The 21915-nt window shown below is 59.3% G+C and carries 21 protein-coding genes and 1 tRNA gene; 13 read left to right on the forward strand and 9 right to left on the reverse strand.

Features of this window, described 5'->3' with window-relative positions; all coding sequences use genetic code 11:
* Positions 1-85 precede the first annotated feature (85 nt).
* Entirely contained in the window at positions 86-652 is a 567-nt protein-coding gene (locus J1W56_RS10520; protein WP_223613215.1) for a GNAT family N-acetyltransferase, read from the forward strand.
* Here the strand turns inward: J1W56_RS10520 and J1W56_RS10525 are convergent.
* The 3 genes from J1W56_RS10525 to bcp all read right to left on the reverse strand — a co-directional run bounded on the left by J1W56_RS10525 (position 619) and on the right by bcp (position 2892).
* Positions 619-942, reverse strand: coding sequence for a nucleoside triphosphate pyrophosphohydrolase family protein (locus J1W56_RS10525; RefSeq protein ID WP_223613216.1), 324 nt, complete (start codon positions 940-942; stop codon positions 619-621). The genes J1W56_RS10520 and J1W56_RS10525 overlap by 34 nt on opposite strands.
* 83 nt (positions 943-1025) lie before the next feature.
* A complete protein-coding gene (locus tag J1W56_RS10530) occupies positions 1026-2318 on the reverse strand; it encodes a M23 family metallopeptidase (RefSeq protein WP_223613217.1) in 1293 nt (430 codons plus the stop codon).
* Positions 2319-2424: 106 nt separating this feature from the next.
* Entirely contained in the window at positions 2425-2892 is a 468-nt protein-coding gene (gene bcp, locus J1W56_RS10535; protein WP_223613218.1) for a thioredoxin-dependent thiol peroxidase, read from the reverse strand.
* Between the two features lie 208 nt (positions 2893-3100).
* On the opposite strand from bcp, the gene J1W56_RS10540 reads away from it, so the two are divergent.
* Positions 3101-6439, forward strand: coding sequence for a YhdP family protein (locus J1W56_RS10540; RefSeq protein ID WP_223613219.1), 3339 nt, complete (start codon positions 3101-3103; stop codon positions 6437-6439).
* Between the two features lie 165 nt (positions 6440-6604).
* On the opposite strand, the gene tyrS is transcribed toward J1W56_RS10540, so the two are convergent.
* On the reverse strand, positions 6605-7858 hold the full coding sequence (gene tyrS, locus J1W56_RS10545; protein WP_223613220.1) for a tyrosine--tRNA ligase: 1254 nt from the start codon (positions 7856-7858) through the stop codon (positions 6605-6607).
* Positions 7859-7967: 109 nt separating this feature from the next.
* Here tyrS and J1W56_RS10550 point away from each other — a divergent pair, with 109 nt between their 5' ends.
* Complete coding sequence (locus tag J1W56_RS10550) at positions 7968-9098, forward strand: anhydro-N-acetylmuramic acid kinase (protein ID WP_223613221.1); 1131 nt, start codon at positions 7968-7970, stop codon at positions 9096-9098.
* A gap of 48 nt (positions 9099-9146) precedes the next feature.
* On the opposite strand, the gene J1W56_RS10555 is transcribed toward J1W56_RS10550, so the two are convergent.
* Positions 9147-9890 (reverse strand): alpha/beta hydrolase, encoded by a 744-nt coding sequence (locus J1W56_RS10555; protein ID WP_342588452.1) that lies wholly within the window; start codon positions 9888-9890, stop codon positions 9147-9149.
* 138 nt (positions 9891-10028) lie between these two features.
* Here J1W56_RS10555 and J1W56_RS10560 point away from each other — a divergent pair, with 138 nt between their 5' ends.
* The 7 genes from J1W56_RS10560 to J1W56_RS10590 all read left to right on the forward strand — a co-directional run bounded on the left by J1W56_RS10560 (position 10029) and on the right by J1W56_RS10590 (position 17166).
* Positions 10029-11204 carry a cysteine desulfurase family protein gene (locus J1W56_RS10560; protein WP_223613222.1) on the forward strand — a complete coding sequence of 392 codons (1176 nt, stop codon included), beginning with the start codon at positions 10029-10031 and terminating at the stop codon, positions 11202-11204.
* 168 nt (positions 11205-11372) lie between these two features.
* Positions 11373-12902 (forward strand): Fe-S cluster assembly protein SufB, encoded by a 1530-nt coding sequence (gene sufB, locus J1W56_RS10565; protein WP_223613223.1) that lies wholly within the window; start codon positions 11373-11375, stop codon positions 12900-12902.
* Positions 12903-12995: 93 nt separating this feature from the next.
* Positions 12996-13751 carry a Fe-S cluster assembly ATPase SufC gene (gene sufC, locus J1W56_RS10570; RefSeq protein ID WP_223613224.1) on the forward strand — a complete coding sequence of 252 codons (756 nt, stop codon included), beginning with the start codon at positions 12996-12998 and terminating at the stop codon, positions 13749-13751.
* A gap of 11 nt (positions 13752-13762) precedes the next feature.
* On the forward strand, positions 13763-15034 hold the full coding sequence (gene sufD / locus J1W56_RS10575) for a Fe-S cluster assembly protein SufD (RefSeq protein ID WP_223613225.1): 1272 nt from the start codon (positions 13763-13765) through the stop codon (positions 15032-15034).
* Positions 15035-15112: 78 nt separating this feature from the next.
* The gene (locus J1W56_RS10580) at positions 15113-16354 is read left to right on the forward strand and encodes a cysteine desulfurase (RefSeq protein WP_223613226.1); all 1242 of its coding nucleotides are present in this window, start codon (positions 15113-15115) and stop codon (positions 16352-16354) included.
* The gene (locus tag J1W56_RS10585) at positions 16354-16767 is read left to right on the forward strand and encodes an SUF system Fe-S cluster assembly protein (RefSeq protein ID WP_404928116.1); all 414 of its coding nucleotides are present in this window, start codon (positions 16354-16356) and stop codon (positions 16765-16767) included. The genes J1W56_RS10580 and J1W56_RS10585 overlap by 1 nt, the downstream gene beginning before the upstream one ends.
* Positions 16768-16911: 144 nt before the next feature.
* Positions 16912-17166, forward strand: a complete 255-nt coding sequence (locus J1W56_RS10590; RefSeq protein WP_223613228.1) for a hypothetical protein — start codon at positions 16912-16914, stop codon at positions 17164-17166.
* Positions 17167-17173: 7 nt separating this feature from the next.
* Here the strand turns inward: J1W56_RS10590 and J1W56_RS10595 are convergent, their stop codons facing one another.
* Positions 17174-17779 (reverse strand): hypothetical protein, encoded by a 606-nt coding sequence (locus tag J1W56_RS10595; RefSeq protein ID WP_223613229.1) that lies wholly within the window; start codon positions 17777-17779, stop codon positions 17174-17176.
* Positions 17780-17904: 125 nt separating this feature from the next.
* Here J1W56_RS10595 and sufA point away from each other — a divergent pair, with 125 nt between their 5' ends.
* Positions 17905-18279 carry a Fe-S cluster assembly scaffold SufA gene (gene sufA / locus J1W56_RS10600; protein WP_223613230.1) on the forward strand — a complete coding sequence of 125 codons (375 nt, stop codon included), beginning with the start codon at positions 17905-17907 and terminating at the stop codon, positions 18277-18279.
* Positions 18280-18358: 79 nt separating this feature from the next.
* Complete coding sequence (locus J1W56_RS10605; RefSeq protein ID WP_223613231.1) at positions 18359-18682, forward strand: TfoX/Sxy family protein; 324 nt, start codon at positions 18359-18361, stop codon at positions 18680-18682.
* Positions 18683-18719: 37 nt separating this feature from the next.
* Here J1W56_RS10605 and J1W56_RS10610 read toward each other — a convergent pair whose 3' ends face one another.
* The 3 genes from J1W56_RS10610 to J1W56_RS10620 all read right to left on the reverse strand — a co-directional run bounded on the left by J1W56_RS10610 (position 18720) and on the right by J1W56_RS10620 (position 21623).
* A complete protein-coding gene (locus J1W56_RS10610; protein WP_223613232.1) occupies positions 18720-19121 on the reverse strand; it encodes an NUDIX domain-containing protein in 402 nt (133 codons plus the stop codon).
* Between the two features lie 9 nt (positions 19122-19130).
* Positions 19131-20660: a DEAD/DEAH box helicase gene (locus J1W56_RS10615; protein ID WP_223613233.1), complete on the reverse strand. Its 1530-nt coding sequence runs from the start codon at positions 20658-20660 to the stop codon at positions 19131-19133.
* 189 nt (positions 20661-20849) lie between these two features.
* Positions 20850-21623: an NAD kinase gene (locus J1W56_RS10620; protein WP_223613234.1), complete on the reverse strand. Its 774-nt coding sequence runs from the start codon at positions 21621-21623 to the stop codon at positions 20850-20852.
* Between the two features lie 155 nt (positions 21624-21778).
* On the opposite strand from J1W56_RS10620, the gene J1W56_RS10625 reads away from it, so the two are divergent.
* Positions 21779-21854, forward strand: a tRNA-Thr gene (locus tag J1W56_RS10625).
* The last annotated feature ends 61 nt before the right edge of the window (positions 21855-21915 follow it).

The raw sequence follows: 21915 nt of genomic DNA on the forward strand, positions 1-21915 counted from the left end.
GGGTTGCTCATAGCTACCGGATAGCAACGATGAAACTGTCACGGACCTTTGGTAGGAACCGGGTGAACAAGCCGGGACAGCCTTCGTGATCACTTTTGACAACGTATATCTGCGCGCCTTTCGCCCTGATGAAGTGGAAACGCTACGGGCCATCGAAAGGTCTGCTCGTTCACGCTATGCAGAACTGGATGGTTTTGCCGCGGTTGTACAGGCATCGCCGATAGCGCCGGAGCGCTTTCTGAGCGGCGAGACCGTGGTTGCCGAAATCAATGGAAAAGCGTGCGGCTATGTGTTGATGCAGCCACTCGATGGAATGATGTACATTGCCAACATCATGGTCGAGCCTGCAGCGTCCGGCAGAGGCGTCGGAGCAAGGCTTCTGGCGTCGGTTCAAAGCCGGGCAACGGAACTGAACCTTTCCGCAATCGCGCTCACCACGTTCAAATCACCCCGCTGGAATGGGCCGTGGTTTCGCAAAGCTGGTTTTACCCGCATGCCGGAAGACCGGATCGGTGATGGGTTGGCTGCGATCCTTTTGCGCCATGCCACGTTTCTGGACATGAGCACGCGGGAGACACTGTGGAAGAAGCTCGGCGGCAAACATCCGGGCGGCTTGGCTCAATCCCTGCCGTCTGCTTTGTCCCAAGGATAAAACTGCCATTTTCGTTTGATTGCGGCGTGCAGGTCGAGCCCGTTCTGATCGGTAAAGAGGATGATATGGCCGAACAGATCAGCGGCTTCATCGGCAAGGTCCTGCCGGAGTTCTGCTTCTGATCGGCCCTTGTGTCGCGCACGTCCGTGAAGCTTGTTCCAGACCTGGGTCAGTTCGCCGATTTCCTCGTGCATCTTCAGGACGAACCAGTCGCGGTCTCTCTTGATGCCATGCAGCTCCGCATAGCCTGCGGATGCTCTTTCAAATTGCGCGGCCAGTGATCGAAGCATCATTTCCCTCATCGCGAACATATATGTTCACGATATGTTCGATACCTTTCCCTGTCAATTGTGAAAGCTCAAAAGACTGGTGTTTAAAGTTCGGCCGCGACTTCGCGACCTATCGTCAGGAAGCTGGCGGGATTGATCGCGCTGCCGTTCCGGCGCACCTCGTAGTGGAGATGCGGGCCGGTCGAGCGCCCGGTGCTGCCGACCTTGCCGACGACGTCGCCGATCTTGATTTTTTGGCCGGGGGTGACGAGAATCTGGCTCATGTGGCCGTAGCGCGTGGAGAGGCCGTTGCCGTGGTCGACCTCCACCATATTGCCATAGCCGCCATTGTAGCCCGCTTCGGTGACCGTGCCGTTGGCTGTCGCGCGCACCGACGAGCCGCTCATGGCGCGAAAGTCGATGCCGGAGTGGAACGCCATCGAGCCGATGATCGGGTCCTTGCGCACGCCGAACGTACTGGAAACCGGCATGCCGGGGACCGGATTGGAAATCGGGATGGATTTGGCAAGAGCCTTGGCGCCTTCCAGCCGTTCGAGCGCCTGATCAAGATCGTTCAGCTTGGCGTCAAACGGGGCAATGCTGCCGGCGGGAATGAACGGGCCGCCCGTATCCGACTTTTCATCCAGAACGGGTTTCACCCCGGTTGCGGCAAGCGCTTCCATGATCTTGTCGGCATTCTCGTAGGCCGTATTGGACAGCGCCTGCATCTGGGCGATCTGTTTGGTCTCGATATCCGTCAGCGAGGTATTGACCGATTTCAGCAGCAGTTCGGCCTTGTCGACGCTCTTGCGCGGCCTGTCATCGCGCGGTGCCGGTTTGCGGGTCACGCTGGTCGGACCGGTGATGATCGGATCGATGCCATAGAAAGCGTCATCATCGTTCGATTTGACGATATCCTGGCCGTTGCTGTCCATCGGCGCATTGCTGTCCGCCTCGGGCGGAATGGCAGCGCCGGCATGTTCTGCCCGCTGCAGCATGGGCGCAAGCTTGGCGTGGCGTTCCGTAAGGGATTTCTGTCGCTGGATGAGTTCGGCGACCTTGCCTTCCATCGCCTGCTGGTCGAGCAGCTGGCGGCTGGTGACCTGGTCGAGCTGGGTGCGCAGGCTGGCGATGCGGTCTTCATAGGCCTGCTGCAGCCGCGCCTGACGCGCGACGCTGCCATTGATCAGGTCATCGCGGAAAACCAGATAGGAGGTGGCAATGAGGTAGGTGCCGGCCAGCGCAAAGGCCAGTGTGCCGCCAAGGATGGCGGCCCAGGGGCGCAGGGTGAAATGACGGATCGTTTCGCCCCGCGCGATGATGATCGTGTGGGGTTCCTGCTGGTTGCTGAAGATGGGGGAGTGTTTTGCCTTCTTCATGGCCGCTTCGCTCGTCATTTTGCAGCTTCAATTTATAGAAGGCATTACACCCCGTTATGGTTAACAAATCCTGACGGAGCGCCGATTTTCCATCAATTTCAGGTAGAAAGCGGTTGAGCTCGATCTAGAGAGCCCTGGTTGCTTCGAGAACTTCGGCCGCGTGATTGGGAACCTTCACCTTGTTCCATATTTTTGCGATCCTGCCGTTCGAATCGATCAGGAAGGTGGTGCGTTCAACGCCCATATATTTGCGGCCATACATGCTTTTTTCGGCCCACACGCCATAGGCTTCCAGAATGGTCTTCTGCTCATCGGCGACCAGATCCACCTTGAGATCGTACTTCGTCTTGAACTTGTCGTGCTTCTTGGTCGGATCGGGCGACATGCCGATGACATTGGCTCCCAGTTTGTCGAATTCCGGCTTCAGCCCGGAAAACTCGATGGCTTCCTGGGTGCAGCCGCTCGTATCATCCTTGGGATAGAAATAGAGAACGACAGGTTTCCCGCGCAATTCAGCCAGGGAAAGCGTTCCACCGCCGTCGCGGGGAAGGGTGAAATCCGGGGCAGAACTGCCGATATCGAGCGTTGTCATAGGAAAGCCTTTCTTTCATCATTGAATGCGCGCCTCAGTTAGGCAACTATAAGAGAGGCACGGGAATCGTCTACGGTTTCCCACATGATTCCTCAATTGGCTTGGGAATTTGACAGAGAAACCGAAAAGAGTCCGTTTTACAAAGCGGGACTTTCTAAAATTTCATCATTACCCCTCTGCGGTCGAGCAAGGCGAGGTGCCCGTGGCCATGCCCGCGCGCCGCTCGCGGTTTCGCTTCGCCTGCGGGGCACTTGCGTCATTCCTGATTCTCCTTGTGGTTCTGGCCGGAATAGCTTTTGTCGTCCTGCGGGTGGGTATCGGCGGCGAGGCCCTGACCCAGCGCGCGCAGACCGCGCTCAAATCCGTTGTCGGTCCCGACACAGACGCGACGATCCAGTCGGCGCAAATTTCCCTCGACCAGCGTAAGCACGTCGCGCTCGAGGCGCGCAACGTCAATATTTCGGACGTCAAGCGCGGGGTGGAGATCAAGAATATCCGTTCCGTGCGCATTGGTCTGGCCACCCTGCCGTTGCTGCAGGGCGACGTCAAAGTGCAGAGCCTTGAACTCACCGGCGCGCAGATCACAGTTGGTGCCAGCCAGGAGCCGTTCGATTTCATGTCGATCGTGCCGCAGGATGATCGCGGACTCGTCAACCTCGACGGTGTGTCCCAACTCATTTTCACCGGATTGCAAAATGCCGTTTCGCTGCTGGATCAGCGGGAAACCCGTGACATCACGGTTGCCGATACACGCTTTGATTTCACCGTTGCGGGCCGGCCGGAAAACCTGCGTATCATCCATCTGGAACTGACGGAAACCGGCGGCCCCGTTGCCATCAAGGGGACGGTGGAATGGCGGGGAAAGGTCATCGACGTCTCGGCACAGGTCAAGCGCGCGGCCCTTGGCGCCAGGATCGATTCATTCTCGTTGGCGATCAGCAAGATTCCGCTGATCGGCAAACAGGGTGAAGCACCTGTTCCCGATGCCGATGGCATAAAGCCGGATACGTCCTATCTCGCCTATAACAATGAAGCTGAAATCAGGCTGGACGGGGTTGCAGCCGTGGCCGCCACACCCATGCGGATCTCCGGTTCGCTCAATGTGAGCGAAGGACCGGTGAGCATCGGCAATGTGGAGGATATGGGTGCCGGTGCCCAGATCAATTTCGAGCATGTTTTCGGTACTGAAAAGGTCGAGATTACGCCGTCAGCCATCCATTTCGGCGGTTTCAAAGGGGTTGTCGAGGGGGCGGTCGGACCCGAACCGCTGCCGGAGGATGCGACGGCTGTCGCTGCCGTTGCCAATCCCGGCTATCGTTTTGAACTGATCACGCAGGAAGCCGTTTCCGCTCCGGCCGATTCGAGCGAGCCGCCGCTCGCCTTCAATGCCCGCATTGCCGGCCGGTTTGCGCCTGGGGAGGCCAAGCTGGACATTTCCGAGATTGCCGTGCGCGCCGATGGCGAAAGCGAACTTTACGGGCAGGGCAGTGTGGTGTTCGGCAAGGGTTCGCCAGCAATGACATTGGCGCTGCGCATACCGAAAATGCCCACCGCACAGGTGAAGCAGCTCTGGCCGATCTGGGTGGCGACCGGCGCGCGCCGCTGGGTGCTCGACAATCTGTTCGGCGGCGATGTCAGGGACAGCCGGGTGGACGTGATGTTTGCCGCCGGCCGTTTCGACGGTCCGGGCAAGCCGCCACCGCTGACGGCGGACGAAGTGCAGGTCGATTTCAACGTGCAGAACACGCGTTTCGATATTGTCGGCGATCTGCCGCCCATTCGCGATGCGGATGGCGCGATCAGCGTGCGCGGCGCCTATACCACGATCAAGCTGCTGAAGGGCTCGGCGTTTACGCCCGGCAACCGGGAAGCGCATATTGTGGACGGCACGCTGATCATCCCGTGGGGCCCGCAGCGTCCGGTGCTGTCGGAGCTTGATCTGAATATTGCCGGCGACGCTTCGGCCATCGCCGAAATCGCCGGTTTCAAACCGATCAATGCGGTGAAAGGCGTGCCCTTTGCACCGGCTGATATCAGCGGCGATGTGAAAACCCATGTCCTCGTGACATTTCCGGTCACCCGCCATGCGCCGGAGGGAAGCCTGCAATGGTCGGCGGAGATCGCCCTGAACGGCGTGAACCTTGCCAAAAAGGTCGATGGCCAGACCATAACCAATGCCAACGGGACGCTGAACGTCAACGACACCGAGGCGAATATCGATGTCAAAGCGCAGCTGAATGGCGTGCCGGCCGATATCACCATGTTCGAGCCGCTCGGCAGCAATCCGGCCAAGCGCAAACAGTCGGTTTCCCTGCAGCTGGACGACAAGACGCGCAACACGCTGTTCCCAAGTCTCGATCCGTTCATATCCGGCCCGATCAGCATCAATATCGACAAGTCGGCGGACGGCTCGCAGGTCGCTGTCGCGGATTTGTCCAAGGCCGAGGTCAAGCTGGCGCAACTCGGCTGGACCAAGGGCGCAGGGGTGAAGGCCACCGCCAAGTTCAGCCTGCAGCAGGATGCGGACAATATCAGCGTGCGCAATCTCGATGTCGCCGGAGAGACGTTCCGGCTGCGCGGGGACATCTCCGTGGTCAAGGGCGATCTGGTATCCGCGGATTTCAGCCAGGTCAGTCTCAACCGGACGGATGACATCGCCGTCAAAATATCGCGCACCGGCTATGGCTACCGGGCCGACGTGAAGGGGAAATCCTTCGATGCGCGGTCGCTGCTGAACCAGGTGACCGACAAGAAGCAGGCAGGCGACAGCAATGACAAGAAGCGGATTCTGGTCAATGCCGATATCGACGATGTCCAGGGCTTCTATTCCGAAAGTTTCGGCAATGTCTCGCTGTCCTATGAGGGCGTCGGTTCGCATGTCTCGGGCCTTGCCTTCAACGCCGTGACCAAATCCGGCCAGAAGGTGATCGCAACGGACAGTTCGGAAAGCGGTGCCCGTTCCGTCAGCCTGCAGTCGAAGGATGCGGGTGCCGTGCTTCGTTTCACCGGCTTTTATGACAAGATGCAGGGCGGCAGCATTCTTGTCGCACTGGATTCGAAGGGGGATGGCCCCCTGCGCGGGCAGATCGATGCGCGCGACTTCACCCTCGTCAACGAGCCCAGGCTGGCCAGTCTCGTGTCGTCCTCGCCGAATGGCACGAGCCTCAACGATGCGGTGAAAAAGAACATCGATGTGTCGGTGGTGACCTTCGAGCGCGGCTTTTCGCAAATCGAAAAGGGCAAGAACTACATCAATCTTGCCAATGGCGTGGTCCGCGGTTCGACCATCGGCACCACCTTCCAGGGCGTGCTCAGCGATCCCCAGGGCAACATGGCGCTGACGGGCACCTTCATGCCTGCCTATGGCATCAACCGCATCTTTGGCGAATTGCCCGTCCTCGGCCTTCTGCTTGGCAATGGACGGGATCGCGGCCTGATCGGCATCACCTACAAGTTGCAGGGGCCGATCAAGCAACCGCAGATCATCGTCAATCCGATTTCGGTGATCGCACCGGGCATTTTCCGGTCGATTTTCGAGTTTCAGTGAGAAGCTCTGGTAGTAGAATCATTGTGCGTGGTTCGACAAGCTCACCATGAGGGATGGAGTCGGCTGCAGGGAGCTAAGTTCTGCAACGTTTGTGGTGATCTTGCACCAAACCACCTCCCTCATGGTGAGCTTGTCGAACCACGCACAACGCTGAAGCCGAATGGCTTAGATCGGACGAACGAGAATGTGCTTCTTCTTGCCCAGCGACAGCTTGACGATGCCGTCGCCTGTCACGTCAGCGGTCGAAACCTGCGCCTTTTCATCGGAAACGCTGGCGTCGTTCACCCGGACCGCACCGCCCTGAATGTGACGGCGGGCCTCGCCATTCGAACCGGCAAGGCCGGCTTTGACCAGCAGCGTCAGGATGCCGATGCCGCCCTCGAGCTCGCCCGTGGCGATGTCGATGGATGGCAGGTTGGCAGCCAGCGCGCCTTCCTCGAAGGTCGTGCGGGCGGTTTCTGCGGCCATGGTGGCGGCTTCACGGCCATGAACGATAGCGGTGGCTTCGGTCGCGAGGACTTTCTTCGCCTCGTTGATTTCCGAACCGCCAAGTGCTTCCAGCCGGGCAATTTCATCGAGCGGCAGGCGCGTGAAGATTTTCAGGAAGCGGCCGACATCGGCATCTTCCGTGTTGCGCCAGTACTGCCAGAAATCATAGGGGCTGAAGACATCTTCGTTGAGCCAGACCGCGCCGGTGGCCGATTTGCCCATCTTGGCACCCGAACTGGTGGTCAAAAGCGGTGTGGTCAGGGCGTAGAGCTGCGGCGTTCCCATGCGGTGACCGAGATCGACGCCGTTGATGATGTTGCCCCACTGGTCCGAACCGCCCATCTGCAGCACGCAGCCATGGCGGCGGTTGAGCTCGACGAAATCGTAACCCTGCATGATCATGTAGTTGAATTCGAGGAAGGAGAGGGACTGCTCCCGGTCCAGCCGCAGCTTGACGCTGTCGAATGACAGCATGCGGTTGACGGAGAAGTGACGGCCGACCTCGCGCAGGAACTCGACATAGCCCAGTCCCATCAGCCAATCGGCATTGTTGACGAGGAAAGCATCGGTCGGGCTATCACCAAAGCGCAGGATGCGGGCGAAAATCCGCTTGATGCCTTCGATGTTCGTGTTGATCGCCTCGGGTGTCAGCAGCTTGCGCTGTTCGTCGCGGAAAGAGGGGTCGCCCACCATCGAGGTGCCGCCGCCCATCAGCGCAATCGGCCGGTGGCCGGTTTCCTGCAGCCAGTACAGCATGGTCGCGGAAATGAGATTGCCGATGTGCAGGCTCGTCGCCGTCGCATCATAGCCGACATAGGCTGTCACTGTCTCCTTGGCGAAAAGCGCATCCAGACCGGCCTCGTCGGAGACCTGATGGATGAAGCCGCGCGTGGAAAGCGTGTGCAGAAAGTCGGATTTGAAGGCAGACATGAGTTTTTCCTGAAACTTTACGTAGGGAAGCGTCCGGCATGAAGAACGTGCCGAACAAGACGTGGCCGTTTAACATCATTCGGGGCCGAATCACAAGAAAGGGTGTGACGTGACAGCGACAAGGCGGGCAATTGGCCTGATGAGCGGAACATCCATGGATGGAATCGACATCGCGCTCATCGAAACCGACGGCAGAAACGCGGTGCAGCGCGGACCTTCGGGCTTCGTCGCCTATGACCCGGCATTCCGGCGGCAGATCGAGGCAGGGCTCGAGGATGCCAAATCCATCCGCAAGCGCGATCAGCGCCCCGGCGGTCTTGCCGCCATCGAACAGGAACTGACGCGGCGACATGGCGAGGCGGTGCTCGGCTTCCTCTCGGATTATAAGTTAAGCACTGATGCCATTGATATTATTGGTTTTCATGGTCAGACCGTTCTGCATCGCCCGCAGGAACAGCTGACCGTCCAGCTGGGTGACGGGCGGTTGCTGGCCGATATGACAGGCATTCCCGTTGTCCATGACATGCGCGCCAACGATATGGTGCATGGCGGGCAAGGGGCGCCGCTGGTTCCGGTCTATCATCAGGCACTCGCGGCAAGGGTTCCGGTCGAGCTTGGCAGGGGCAAGCCGGTCGTGTTCGTCAATATTGGCGGTATTTCCAACGTCACGATCGTTTCGGCGACAGGGGATCCCGTCGCCTTCGATACCGGGCCCGGCAACACGCTGATCGACCAGTGGGTCGCCGACAAGGTGGGAATCGCCTATGATGCGGGCGGTATGATTGCCAGCGAAGGCCAGGTGCTGGCCGGCGCCGTGGCGCGCTATATGGCAAAGCCGTTTTTCGCGCTGAAGCCGCCGAAATCGCTCGACCGCAATGATTTCACGCTTGAGGACCTTGGCAATCCGGAACTGGCCGATGGCGCCCGTACGCTCGCCAGGGTGACCGCCGATGCCATTCTCCAAGCCGGCGCCTATGCGCCGGAACAACCGGCGCTCTGGGTGATCTGCGGCGGCGGGCGCAAGAATGCGACCGTCATGGCCGATCTTGTGGAGGGCGCGGTCAAATCGGGTGCTGCTGTGATTGCCGCCGAGGAATTGGGACTGAACGGCGATTCGATGGAGGCGGAGGCCTGGGCCTATCTCGCCGTGCGGGCCCTCGATGGCCTGCCGCTGACATTTCCGACCACAACGGGTTGCGATGCGGCTGTTTCGGGCGGGGTGGTGAGCCCCAACAAATAGGGGCTTCACCGTAATCTATAGCTGCAACAACGTCGTGCAGCGCGTTTTTTAACGCAGACGTTTCGGCTTGGCTTCGACCAGCTCGCCGTTCAGGCGGCGGTCGAGATATTCGGAGCATTCGCCGATGACTTCATCGGTCATCCCCGTGAAGAAGTGATTGGCGCCGACCATCGTCTTCTGCGTGATGGTGATGCCCTTCTGGGTCTTCAGCTTGTCGACCAGTCCCTGCACATCCTTGGCCGGTGCAACCTTGTCCTGATCGCCATGAATGATCAGGCCGGATGAGGGGCAGGGTGCGAGGAACGAGAAATCATAGGTGTTCGGCTGTGGCGCGACCGAGATGAACCCTTCGATTTCCGGACGGCGCATCAGGAGCTGCATGCCGATCCACGCGCCGAAGGAATAGCCGGCGACCCAGCAGGTCTTGGAATCCGGATGCAGCGACTGCACCCAGTCAAGCGCACCGGCCGCGTCGGACAATTCACCCGAGCCATGGTCGAATTCGCCCTGGCTGCGGCCAATGCCACGGAAGTTGAACCGCAATGTCGTGAAGCCGCGCTGCTGGAACATGTAGAACAGATCGTAGACGATCTTGTTGTTCATGGTGCCGCCAAACTGCGGATGCGGGTGCAGGACAATCGCTATCGGTGCATTTTTTTCCATCGAAGGCTGATAACGGCCCTCAAGACGCCCCGCAGGTCCATTGAAAATTACTTCAGGCATGTGTACTCCACTCTTCGCCACAGGGCGTCTGTCGATCAGCCGGACTTGACGGCGATCAACAGCACCCATAAAACCAGTTTAGAACCGTTCAAAACTGGTGTAGGATTTTGTCTCGAAGCGGCTTCATAGGCCGGTCCGAGGTTGAATTTCAAGAAAATTGCGCTTTTTGCCAGCGCTGAGTTCAAAAGAACAGGAATCACGACAGGTATGGCCCAAAAACGCGCCTATCTCGACTACAACGCCAGTGCGCCGCTTCTTGCGGCAGCGCGCGATGCTGTGGTCGATGCTTTGGCGCAAACGGGCAATCCATCGTCCGTTCATCAGGAAGGCCGTGCTTCAAAAGCCATTCTCGAACGCGCCCGCCGCGACGTGGCTGCTCTTGTGAATGCCAAACCTGATCATGTGTTCTTTACATCGGGTGCGACCGAGGCTGCTTCAACCCTTCTGACGCCACATTATATGATGGGACGGGCGCCTGTGCGGCTGTCGCGGCTTTATGTCAGCGCCAGCGAGCACCCTTGCGTGCTGGCGGGCGGGCAGTTTGCCGCCGACCAGATCGATACGGTTCCGGTGGATCGCAACGGACTGCTCGATCTTGAGCGGCTGCGTACGCTGCTGGCGGCCCATGACAAGGGCGAAGGTCTGCCGCTGGTCGCCGTGCAGGCCGCCAACAACGAGACCGGCGTCTTGCAGCCCATCGATGAAATCGGCAGGCTTGTCAAAGCGTTCGGTGGCTTTTTTGTCGTCGATGCGGTGCAGGCGGCCGGGCGGATTCCTCTCGATATTGCAACGGCTTGCGCTGATTATCTCATTCTCTCGTCGCACAAGATCGGCGGTCCGAAGGGCGTAGGCGCCATCATTGCGGTTTCCGATCTGGTCATGCCCAAGGCGCTGGTGCGCGGCGGCGGACAGGAAAAGGGCCACCGTGCCGGGACGGAAGCCTTGCCTGTTATAGCGGGTTTCGGCGCTGCGGCGCGGGTTGCCCGCGAACAGCTGCTGGCTGGCGGCTGGGGGCTTGCCAACCGGCAGCGGATCGAGGACGGCATCCGGGCGATCGCACCCGATGCGGTGATTTATGGCGATGCGGCGGGGCGGCTCGCCAATACGACCTTCTTCAGCCTGACAGATATGAAGGCGGAAACCGTGCAAATCGCTTTCGATCTGGCGGGAATTGCGCTATCGGCAGGCTCTGCCTGTTCTTCGGGAAAAGTCGGGCCAAGCCATGTGCTTGCGGCCATGGGATTTGGCGATGGAACCGGGGGCCTGCGGGTCTCCACAACGCCGGAAACCACGCAGGACGAAATTGCGCTTTTCCTTGAGGCGCTGACAAAAATTGTCGCGCGGCGGGACCGGACGAAGCCGGTTTCTGCCGATGCGGCGTGAATTATCGCAGATATCGACAATAAATAGTCGATAAATGCAAAAGAATCCGGTGAATACCGGTGTTAAATCGTGCGATTGCACACTACATTGAGGCAAATATTCAAGACGACACACGCCTTGACGTTTGCAACTGCGGGACCTTGAATCCCGCGAGGATGGAGAACGCCAATGCCTGCCGTGCAGGAAACTATTGATCAGGTCCGCACCCTGGACGTGGACCAGTACAAGTATGGCTTTGAGACCCTTATCGAAATGGATAAGGCGCCAAAGGGCCTCAGCGAAGACATTATCCGCTTTATTTCGGCCAAGAAGAATGAGCCGGAATGGATGCTGGAATGGCGTCTGAAAGCCTATGAACGCTGGCTGACGATGGAAGAGCCCACATGGGCGCGGGTGAACTACCCGAAAATCGATTTCCAGGACATGGTCTATTATGCCGGGCCGAAGAATCAGACCGGACCGACATCGCTTGCCGAGGTCGATCCCGAGCTGCTGCGCACCTATGAGAAGCTGGGAATTCCGCTGAAAGAGCAGGAAATCCTTGCGGGCGTGCGCAAGATGGGCGAACCGAGCCCTTCGGACGAAGACGAAGAAGCCAGCGACAATGTCTACAAGTCCGGCCGCGTGGCGGTGGATGCCGTGTTCGACAGCGTGTCCGTGGTTACGACCTTCAAGGCTGAACTGGCCAAGGCCGGCGTCATTTTCTGCTCGATCTCCGAAGCGATCCGCGAACATCCGGAACTGGTCAAGAAGTACTTGGCGTCCGTGGTGCCGGTTTCCGACAACTTCTATGCGACGCTGAATTCGGCTGTCTTCACGGACGGCTCCTTCGTCTACGTGCCGAAGGGTGTCCGCTGCCCGATGGAACTGTCGACCTATTTCCGCATCAACGAGCGGGATACCGGTCAGTTCGAACGCACGCTGATCATCGCCGAAGAGGGCGCCTATGTGTCCTATCTCGAAGGCTGCACTGCGCCGCAGCGCGACGAAAACCAGCTGCACGCGGCTGTCGTGGAACTGATTGCCCTGGACGATGCCGAGATCAAGTACTCGACCGTGCAGAACTGGTTCCCCGGCGATGCGGAAGGCAAGGGCGGCATCTACAATTTCGTCACCAAGCGTGGCGATTGCCGCGGCGTCAATTCCAAGATCTCCTGGACGCAGGTCGAAACCGGTTCGGCGATCACCTGGAAATATCCGTCGGTGATCCTGCGCGGCGACAATTCACGCGGCGAGTTCTACTCGATTGCCGTTTCGAATGGTCATCAGCAGATCGACAGCGGCACCAAGATGCTGCACCTCGGCAAGAACACGTCGAGCCGCATCATCTCCAAGGGTATTTCGGCGGGCAAGTCGAACAACACCTATCGCGGTCAGGTTTCCGCGCACCGCAAGGCGGAGAATGCGCGCAACTTCACCCAGTGCGACTCGCTGCTGATCGGCAATGATTGCGGTGCGCATACGGTGCCTTACATCGAGGCGAAGAACGCCACGGCGCAGTTCGAGCACGAAGCCACCACCTCCAAGATTTCCGAAGATGCGCTGTTCTATGTGATGCAGCGCGGCATTCCGGAAGAGGAGGCGATTGCGCTGATCGTCAACGGCTTCGTCAAGGAAGTCATTCAGGAACTGCCGATGGAGTTTGCCGTGGAAGCGCAGAAACTCATCGGCATCAGCCTCGAAGGCTCAGTCGGATAGCCATGGGACGGCCATCATCGGCCCGTCACTCGCCAAACAAGATTATTGTTGGGATCGCCGAGGCTGATCCCGAGGAATTCAAAGGGTAATAGAATGCTGGAAATCAGAAACCTTCATGCGAAGATCGCAGATACGGACACCGAAATCATTCGCGGCCTGAACCTCACGGTCAAGGCGGGCGAAGTGGCGGCCATCATGGGACCGAACGGTTCCGGCAAGTCGACGCTGTCCTATATTCTTGCGGGCCGCGAAGACTACGAAGTCACCGCGGGTGACATCCTTTACAACGGTGAGTCCATTCTGGAACTCGACCCGTCCGAGCGCGCCGCCAAGGGCATCTTCCTGGCATTCCAGTACCCGATGGAAATACCCGGCGTTGCCACGATGGAATTTTTGAAAGTGGCGATGAACTCGCAGCGCAAGGCGCGCGGCGAAGAGCCGCTGAAAATCCCGGAATTCATTGCCCGGGTGAAGACGGCGGCCGCCTCGCTCGACATGGATATCGCCATGCTGAAGCGTCCGCTCAATGTCGGTTTTTCCGGTGGCGAGAAGAAGCGTGCGGAAATCCTGCAGATGAAACTGCTGGAGCCGAAGCTGTGCGTGCTGGATGAAACAGATTCGGGCCTCGATATCGATGCGCTGAAGATCGTTTCCGATGGCGTCAATGCACTGCGTTCGCCCGACCGTGCCGTGATCGTCATCACCCACTATCAGCGCCTGCTCGACTATATCGTTCCGGACAGCGTGCACGTTCTCTACAAGGGACAGGTCATCAAGTCAGGCGACAAGAACCTTGCCCTCCATCTCGAAGAGAACGGCTACGCCGATATCATCGGCGAGGCAGCCTGAGGAGCGACGTCATGAATGTTCATACAGGACGCCAGCCGACAAGCGCAGAAGCGGCGCTGGTCGACTCCTTCGTCGACCGGATGGGCGAACTGCCCGGCGATGCGGAAATCGTCAGCGCGCGTGACAATGCCATCGAGGCATTGAAGACGCAGGGTCTGCCGTCACGCCGCGTCGAAGCCTGGCATTATACCGATCTGCGCACGCTTCTGCGCAGTGTCGCCGCCTATGATGGCACGGCGGGCACCAATGCCTTGCCGGCGGTCATCCCGGGGTCGGCGGTTGCAACGGTTTCCAACGGTGTGGCGCTGACATCGCCGCGGGTCGCCGGTGTCGAATTCGCCAAGTACAGCGACAGACTGGCTGACGGATCGGTGATCCGCGATCTCGCCATTCGTGGCGGTGACGATGCGATCGGCCAGATCAACGCAGCTTACGTGACCGACGGCTGGGCCGTCTCCATTGCCGATGGCACGGAGCTTCAGGCGCCGCTGGAACTGCAGAATGCGCAGGCGCGCGGACAGGGCCACGTGCGCTTTGCCGTCAAATTCGGCAAGGGCAGCAAGGCAACCGTGATCGAACGCCAGACAGGCGGCGCGGGCGAGGGCTTCTCGACCAGTGTCAGCAACGTCACCGTTGCCGACGATGCGCAGATCGTCTGGATCATCCTGCGCGAGCAGGGTGTCGACGCAACGCAGCTTGCCCAGTTCACCGCGACCATCGGCACCAATGCCAAGCTGACGCTCTATATCGTCAATGCCGGCGGCAAGCTGGTGCGCCAGGAAGTGCATGTGCTGTCGAAGGGCGAAGGCTCCGACTTCCAGTTGCGCGGCGTCAACCTGCTCGGCGGCGACAGCCACACGGACGTGACGATGACGCTCGGCCACCTCGTCGAGAATACCACGTCGGTGCAGATCATCCGCAATGTGGTGACGGACCGCGCGCGCGGCGTTTTCCAGGGACAGATCAAGGTCAACAAGATCGCCCAGAAGACCGATGCGCGCATGGCCTGCAACACCCTGTTGTTGTCGGATGACGGCGAATTCGATGCCAAGCCGGAACTGGAAATCTTTGCCGACGACGTGGCCTGCGGCCATGGGGCGACGGTGACCGAGATCGACGGAAACCACCTGTTCTATCTGCAGGCGCGCGGTATCCCGGAAAGCGATGCACGCGGCCTGCTGATCAAGGCATTCGTGGCTGAGATCATCGAAGAACTGGAAAGCGAACCACTGGTCGAGGCTCTGGAAGCCATTCTCGACAAGTGGCTGGCGGCGCATGTCTGATCGTTTGCCTGCCGGCTGGTCCGGCGGGCACAATTTCAGGTGAAACACCCGACTGAAACGCAGGAAAGCGCGGGCAACATGGATACGAAGATCATTCGAAGCGGTTATGATGTCGAGGCGATCCGCCGCGATTTTCCCATCCTGTCGCGCGAAGTCTACGGCAAACCGCTGGTTTATCTCGACAACGGTGCCTCGGCGCAGAAACCGCAGGCGGTGATCGACGCGATCACCCATACCTATTCGAACGAATATGCCAATGTGCATCGCGGCCTGCATTTCCTGTCGAACGCGGCCACCGATGCCTATGAAAAGGCCCGCGAAAACGTTCGCCGTTTTCTGAACGCCGGTTCGGTCGATGAGATCGTCTTCACCAAATCGGCCACCGAGGCGATCAATACGGTTGCCTATGGCTATGGCATGCCGCATATCGGCGAGGGCGACGAGATCGTCCTGTCGATCATGGAGCACCATTCCAACATCGTTCCATGGCATTTCATCCGGGAACGGCAGGGCGCCAAGCTGGTCTGGGTTCCGGTCGACGAGCAGGGCGCGTTCCATATCGAGGAATTCGAGGCACGGCTGACGGAGCGCACCAAGCTGGTAGCCATCACCCATATGTCGAATGTGCTGGGGACCGTGACGCCGATCAAGGACATCGTCCGCATTGCCCATGCGCGCGGCATTCCGGTTCTGGTTGATGGCAGCCAGGGCGCCGTGCATCTGCCAGTCGACGTGCAGGATCTCGGCTGCGACTGGTATATTTTCACCGGGCACAAGATTTACGGTCCATCCGGTATCGGTGTTCTTTATGGCCGCAAGGAAAAGCTGGAAGCGATGCGCCCGTTCCAGGGTGGCGGCGAGATGATCGAAGAGGTGACGGAGGATATCGTTACCTACAATCACCCGCCGCACCGTTTCGAAGCCGGGACACCGCCGATTGCGCAGGCCATCGGTCTCGGCGCTGCCATCGAATATGTTGAGAAGATCGGCCGCGCCGCCATTCTCGCGCATGAGGAAGATCTGCGTGATTACGCACATGAGCGGCTGCGTGAGATCAATTCCCTGCGCATTTTTGGCGATGCCAAGGGCAAGGGCGCGATTATCTCCTTCGAGCTCGAAGGTATTCATGCGCACGATGTGTCCATGGTGATCGACCGGGCGGGTGTTGCCGTGCGCGCGGGCACACATTGTGCCCAGCCGCTCTTGAAACGGTTCGGCGTAACGTCCACATGCCGTGCATCGTTTGCGATGTACAATACGAGAGACGAGATCGATGTTCTCGCCGATGCGCTGGAAAAGGCGCGGAAATTCTTTGGGTGATGACCATGACCGACAAAGTCGAAACGCTGGAAAAAGACGAGACGCTGAAGCCGGATGCTTCCGCGGTGAGCGGCGCGGTTTCCGCTTCCGCCATTCCAGCCGATGAACTCGCCCGCATGACCGATGATATCATCGGCGCGCTGAAGACGGTCTATGATCCGGAAATTCCGGCGGATATCTATGAGCTTGGCCTCGTCTACAAGATCGACATTGAAGACGACCGCTCCGTCAAGATCGAGATGACCCTGACGGCGCCGGGCTGTCCGGTTGCCGGGGAAATGCCGGGCTGGGTGCAGGATGCGGTCAGCTCCGTCGAGGGCGTCAGCTTTGTCGATGTGTCCATGACTTTCGACCCACCGTGGACACCCGACCGCATGTCGGAAGAAGCGCAGGTCGCTGTCGGCTGGTACTGATCTGTTCCGGGTGCATTGCGCTTTCGGCTGATATCTTCTCCTAATGTCTAATTGTCAGATACGTCGCGGCTCGTCACTGTGGGGTGTCCCATGCCGCAGCGCGTGGGCCGCCGATTAACGGTACAGCCCCTCAGGAGGTCCGCGATGAGTGCTTTCTGGATCGTGCGCCTCGGTATGGCAGGTGTGATCTTCTTTGCGCTCAAAGCCGCGTGGCATTGGCAGGCATCGACTGTCGTTTTGACGCGAGCGGATATTGCCGGGCTGCTTGACGCCCGGTCGGCCATGGGTGTCGTTGCCGAGTCCGCGCTGGAACAGGCGCGGCAGAACGCCCGGGGTTCCAGGGCGGCTGCTTGGGCGGGCGTGCTGGCCGCCATCGTCGGCATCGCCAGCTGGTTTTGAAGCGCCCTCAGGGCGCTTCGCAGCCTTCCGGAACGCTTTGATCCAGCGGCTTTTCGAATTTCTGCAACGTGCCGTCGAGAATGGACAAGGGAACAAAGGGAACGCCCTGGATGGCGGCATTCGCCAGCCGGAGGCGGTAGCAACCGTTGTAGACGGTGTGTTTCCCGTCCTTCTGCGTCGATTCGATCGCCAGAGGCAGGCTCCAATAGGTGGAACCCGCCGCGCCCTCGCTTTCGGATTTGCCAAGGCGCAATTCCACCGAGACGGTGTTCTCGTACCCGGCCTGGAACTGCGGAAACGGCTGGCTATGGCCTTCCTCGGCATAGTAGCTGTAGGCGCGCGCATATTCCTGGCGATTGATGGCATTGTAATAGGATTTGACCAGTTGCTCCGGCGTGCTGCGGTCGTCGAGATAGTCCGGTACGGACTGATTGGGCGCTTCAGCCGTTTCCTTGGGGGCAGGTGCTTCCGGGGTGGCCTCGGCGGGCGCCGCTGCGGGCTTCGTTCCGGTTTCCTGCTTCGGCTCGGGCTTCTTGGTCTCCTGAGCAAGTGCAGGCGTCAGGTTCAGCGCCATACCGGCAAGGCTGGTGAGAATGAGATGGCGGTAATTCATGATTTCTGCCTTCTGCGTGCGGGTTTTTGGGACGGGACGAGTTTGAACACTTGCGGTGACGGTTGTGTAACACTAACTATGGTACAGACGGATCATTACACGATCCGAACCAAGAGAGATGAGAAATGGGTCGTTTTTCTGTCATGACGTTGACTGACGCTGCCGCTGCCCGCGTAAGCGAGATCGTGGCGACGCGCGAGAATGCGCTCGGCATTCGCGTCGGCATCAAGAAGGGCGGCTGCGCCGGCATGGAATATACCATCGACCTCGTCACCGAGGCCAAGCTTGGCGACGATATCGTTGAAAAGGAAGGCTCCAAGGTCTTCGTTGCGCCGGAAGCGGTGCTGTATCTCCTGGGAACGCAGATGGACTTTGAGGTCACGACCCTGCGCACGGGCTTTGTCTTCAACAATCCCAACCAGACGTCCGCCTGCGGCTGCGGTGAGTCGGTCGAACTGACACCGGCCAAGCCGGAAGCCCTGGCACCTGCCGCTTCCTGATTTTTCAGAATTCGCTATCCGGGACGGACGGAACGCTTTTTGGGCGTGACGTATTCCTGCGCGCCTGCAATAATCGGGCATGGACAATGACGCGATTCACGATCTGTTTTCCGGGCTGGGGCCTGTCACCATCAAACGCATGTTTGGCGGCAAGGGCATCTATCACAATGGCCTGATCATTGCGCTTGAGGTGGCCGACGAAATCCTGCTCAAGGCCGATGCGATTTCCGCGCCGGATTTCGAGGCGGCAGGCTGCCGACGCTGGAATTATGAAGGCAAGTCGAAGATCGTCAACATGCCGTATTGGTCCGTTCCTGCTGATGCGTTCGATGACCCTGACATTATGACCGAATGGGCGCGCAGGGCCTACGAGGCCTCGCTGCGCGTGGCAAGGCAGGCATAGACGTCGAGAACCGCGCTGTCGGGCTTCCACGGGCCTGTCAGGCCATTTGACGGATCAGGTCCAGGGCATGAACGGTGGGGAGTGTCAGTCTGTCCGGCAGCTTATCGAGTGGAAACCAGTCGATACCGCCGTGCTTGTCCGGTTCAAGCAGCTGCATTTCGCCGGAAAAGCTTTCCGCTTGAAACAGAACGCCGAACCAATGCTGCTTTTCATCATGAAAAAGCTGTTCGCTGAGGCCCAGCAATTTGATGTCGCCGGCTTCCAGCCCGGTTTCCTCCAGCGCCTCGCGCCGGATCGCCTGTTCGGCGGTTTCCAGAAAGTCGATCTTGCCGCCGGGAATGCCCCAGGCGCCGGTCTCCGGGCTTTTCTTGCGCTGTAACAAGAGGATGTGGCCGTCTCTTATGAAAACGATTCCGCATCCGACGCCCGGCGAATCCACACCAAAACCTCAGATTTTCGTGTCGATCAGCATGAAGGCAGGAATATCATCGCCAAAGCCGACCGGCGACGGTTCATTGTCGCCCCGGTCGCGGCGGTATTCGCGCTCACGTTCGCGCCGTGGTTGTTCCTGCTGAGCGGCAGGGCGGGCGCGGCGCTGTTCATTGTCAGCCTTGATTGCAGCCTTTTGCGGCTTCTCGGCCGTCTTCTTGACGGGCGCTTCGGCGACAACCGGCTGTTCGCCGGTTTCCTTGGCGCGCTCGGCGGCGGCAATGATGTCGATTTCCGACTGCGGGCGTTCGCGCTCGCGGCCGTCATTGCGCGGCTTGCGCTTGCTTTCGCTCTTGCCGCGGGCACTACGGCCACGGCGCGGCGCTTCGTCGGTTTCTTCCGAAACGGGCAGGGTGGTGAGATCGCCGTCATACCAGTTGATGTCTTCGCCGATCAGTTTTTCGATGGAGGCGAGATGTTTGACATCGGATGGCGTGACCAGCGTGAAAGCCTTGCCCGAGCGTCCGGCGCGGCCCGTGCGGCCAATGCGGTGGACATAATCTTCCGAATGGATCGGCACGTCGAAATTGAAGACGTGGCTGACGTCGGGAATATCGAGACCGCGGGCAGCCACATCGGAGGCAACGAGGATCTTGAGCTTGCCGTCCTTGAAATTGGCCAGCATCGTCGTGCGGGCGCGCTGATCCATATCGCCGTGCAGGGCACCGGCATCGAATTCATGCTTGACCAGCGAGCGGAACAGCTCCGAAACATCCTTTTTGCGGTTGCAGAAGATGATCGCGTTCTTCAGGCCATCCTCTTCGGCGCGGATGAGATCGCGCAGCTTGGCGCGCTTTTCCCAATCCTTCTTGCCCGATTTGACCAGCTGCTGTTCGACGGTCTTGGCCGTCGTCGCCGCCTTGGCGACTTCAACACGCACCGGCGCATGCAGGAACTGTTCGGTCAGCTTGGTGATCTCAGGCGGCATGGTGGCCGAGAAGAACAGTGTCTGGCGGGTAAAGGGGATCAGTTTGCAGATGCGCTCGATATCGGGGATGAAGCCCATGTCGAGCATGCGGTCGGCTTCGTCGATGACGAGAATGTCGACGCCGGTCAGGAGCAGCTTGCCGCGCTCGAAATGATCGAGCAGGCGGCCGGGCGTGGCGATCAGGACGTCGGCACCGCGTTCCAGCTTACGCAGCTGGTCGTCAAACGAGACGCCGCCGATCAGCAGCGCAACGTTGAGGCGATGGTTCTTGCCGTATTTGACGAAGTTTTCCTCGACCTGCGCCGCGAGTTCGCGTGTCGGCTCCAGAATGAGCGTACGCGGCATGCGGGCACGGGCGCGGCCCTGTTCCAGCAGCGTCAGCATCGGCAGCACGAAGGAGGCTGTCTTGCCGGTCCCTGTCTGGGCAATGCCGAGCACGTCCTTGCGCTGCAGCGCATGCGGGATGGCGCCTGCCTGGATCGGAGTGGGGATTGTGTATCCTGCTGCTTCGACAGCGTCGAGCACTTTCGGCGAAAGGCCCAGATCAGCGAACGTGGTCAATGGAGGTTTAACTTTCTATCTGCAGTCGATGCCGCACATGTCCGTCATTTTTGCCAATGGAATGGGTGCTTTGTATTGCACATTGTCTTGCAGGAATGGCGTTAGGGCTCATGCCAGCAAAAGTCAACTCTCGCGTCCCGTGAGATTTAAGAGTCTGTTACAATTGTGCATCACTTTAATCTAATGTTGTCAATAAAGGAACTGTTCTTTGAGAATTCGTTCATTCCACGAATGGTTCTTGTCGAACAAGATGGTTGCGCGCAGTTGTGAGGCTTCTTCGATGGTGACCGAAAGAACCGACTTCACTTCCGTGTGATCGGCGACCGCATTGACCGGCCGCTTCTCCGGCTCGAGGATATCAAGCCGCACCGTGACCTTGTTCGACAGCAGCGCACCGCGCCAGCGGCGCGGGCGGAAGGGTGAGACCGGGGTGAGGGCCAGCAAACGGGCATCGAGCGGCAGGATCGGCCCTTGCGCCGAGAGATTGTAGGCGGTTGAACCAGCGGGTGTTGCCACCATCACGCCATCGCAGATCAGTTCCTCCAGGCGAACCTGGTCGTCGACGGTGATCCTGATCTTCGCGGCCTGATAGGACTGGCGCAGCAGATAGACATCGTTGAGCGCAAAGGAGGTCACGGTGCCTTCCTCCAGCGATTCCGCCACCATCTTGAGCGGGCGGATGGTTTCGGCCTGCGCCGCCTCCACACGTTCCTTCAGGCCGGTCTCGCTGTACTCGTTCATGAGAAACCCGACGGAGCCGCGATTCATGCCATAGGTCATCTTGCCCTGGTTCATGTGGTTCTGCAGCGTCTGGAGCATGAAGCCATCGCCGCCGAGCGCAATGATGACGTCGGCATCCTTGGGGGCCGTCTGCCCGTAGACATTGACGAGAGACGCCATGGCCTCGTCGGATTCCGGTGTTCCGGAGGAAAGAAAAGCAAAGGTTTCAATATTCCGGGTCATGGCTGCCTGCGTGTCCGAGCATGTCGAGGATGTATCGCCTAGCACGGCGCGCTTGATCTGGCAAAACGCGGTGCAGGTAAAAAAACCGGAAAAAATGCGCCAAGTGCTGTTTTTTCATTTTACATCGGGGAGGTTTATGCTAATCGGACGCCGCTGCCCTTGTAGCTCAGTTGGTAGAGCATCTGATTTGTAATCAGAGGGTCGGGAGTTCGAGTCTCTCCGGGGGCACCACCTGTTTTTGCTTCATTTTCAAGTGGTTGTTTGTCCAGCATCTTTTTCAAGGTGCGGGGCC

The organism is Phyllobacterium calauticae (genome assembly GCF_019991125.1).
GTDB lineage: Bacteria > Pseudomonadota > Alphaproteobacteria > Rhizobiales > Rhizobiaceae > Phyllobacterium > Phyllobacterium calauticae.

Bases quoted from the DNA above. Each gene is read 5' to 3' on its own strand.
- bcp (WP_223613218.1), bottom strand. From the start codon at position 2,892: ATGACAACGCTCGATATCGGCAGTTCTGCCCCGGATTTCACCCTTCCC.
- sufB (WP_223613223.1), top strand. From the start codon at position 11,373: ATGCCTGCCGTGCAGGAAACTATTGATCAGGTCCGCACCCTGGACGTG.
- J1W56_RS10590 (WP_223613228.1), top strand. From the start codon at position 16,912: ATGAGTGCTTTCTGGATCGTGCGCCTCGGTATGGCAGGTGTGATCTTC.
- J1W56_RS10530 (WP_223613217.1), bottom strand. From the start codon at position 2,318: ATGACGAGCGAAGCGGCCATGAAGAAGGCAAAACACTCCCCCATCTTC.
- J1W56_RS10585 (WP_404928116.1), top strand. From the start codon at position 16,354: ATGACCATGACCGACAAAGTCGAAACGCTGGAAAAAGACGAGACGCTG.
- sufD (WP_223613225.1), top strand. From the start codon at position 13,763: ATGAATGTTCATACAGGACGCCAGCCGACAAGCGCAGAAGCGGCGCTG.
- J1W56_RS10540 (WP_223613219.1), top strand. From the start codon at position 3,101: ATGCCCGCGCGCCGCTCGCGGTTTCGCTTCGCCTGCGGGGCACTTGCG.
- sufC (WP_223613224.1), top strand. From the start codon at position 12,996: ATGCTGGAAATCAGAAACCTTCATGCGAAGATCGCAGATACGGACACC.
- J1W56_RS10620 (WP_223613234.1), bottom strand. From the start codon at position 21,623: ATGACCCGGAATATTGAAACCTTTGCTTTTCTTTCCTCCGGAACACCG.
- tyrS (WP_223613220.1), bottom strand. From the start codon at position 7,858: ATGTCTGCCTTCAAATCCGACTTTCTGCACACGCTTTCCACGCGCGGC.
- J1W56_RS10555 (WP_342588452.1), bottom strand. From the start codon at position 9,890: ATGGGTGCTGTTGATCGCCGTCAAGTCCGGCTGATCGACAGACGCCCT.
- J1W56_RS10605 (WP_223613231.1), top strand. From the start codon at position 18,359: ATGGACAATGACGCGATTCACGATCTGTTTTCCGGGCTGGGGCCTGTC.
- sufA (WP_223613230.1), top strand. From the start codon at position 17,905: ATGGGTCGTTTTTCTGTCATGACGTTGACTGACGCTGCCGCTGCCCGC.
- J1W56_RS10595 (WP_223613229.1), bottom strand. From the start codon at position 17,779: ATGAATTACCGCCATCTCATTCTCACCAGCCTTGCCGGTATGGCGCTG.
- J1W56_RS10580 (WP_223613226.1), top strand. From the start codon at position 15,113: ATGGATACGAAGATCATTCGAAGCGGTTATGATGTCGAGGCGATCCGC.
- J1W56_RS10525 (WP_223613216.1), bottom strand. From the start codon at position 942: ATGCTTCGATCACTGGCCGCGCAATTTGAAAGAGCATCCGCAGGCTAT.
- J1W56_RS10560 (WP_223613222.1), top strand. From the start codon at position 10,029: ATGGCCCAAAAACGCGCCTATCTCGACTACAACGCCAGTGCGCCGCTT.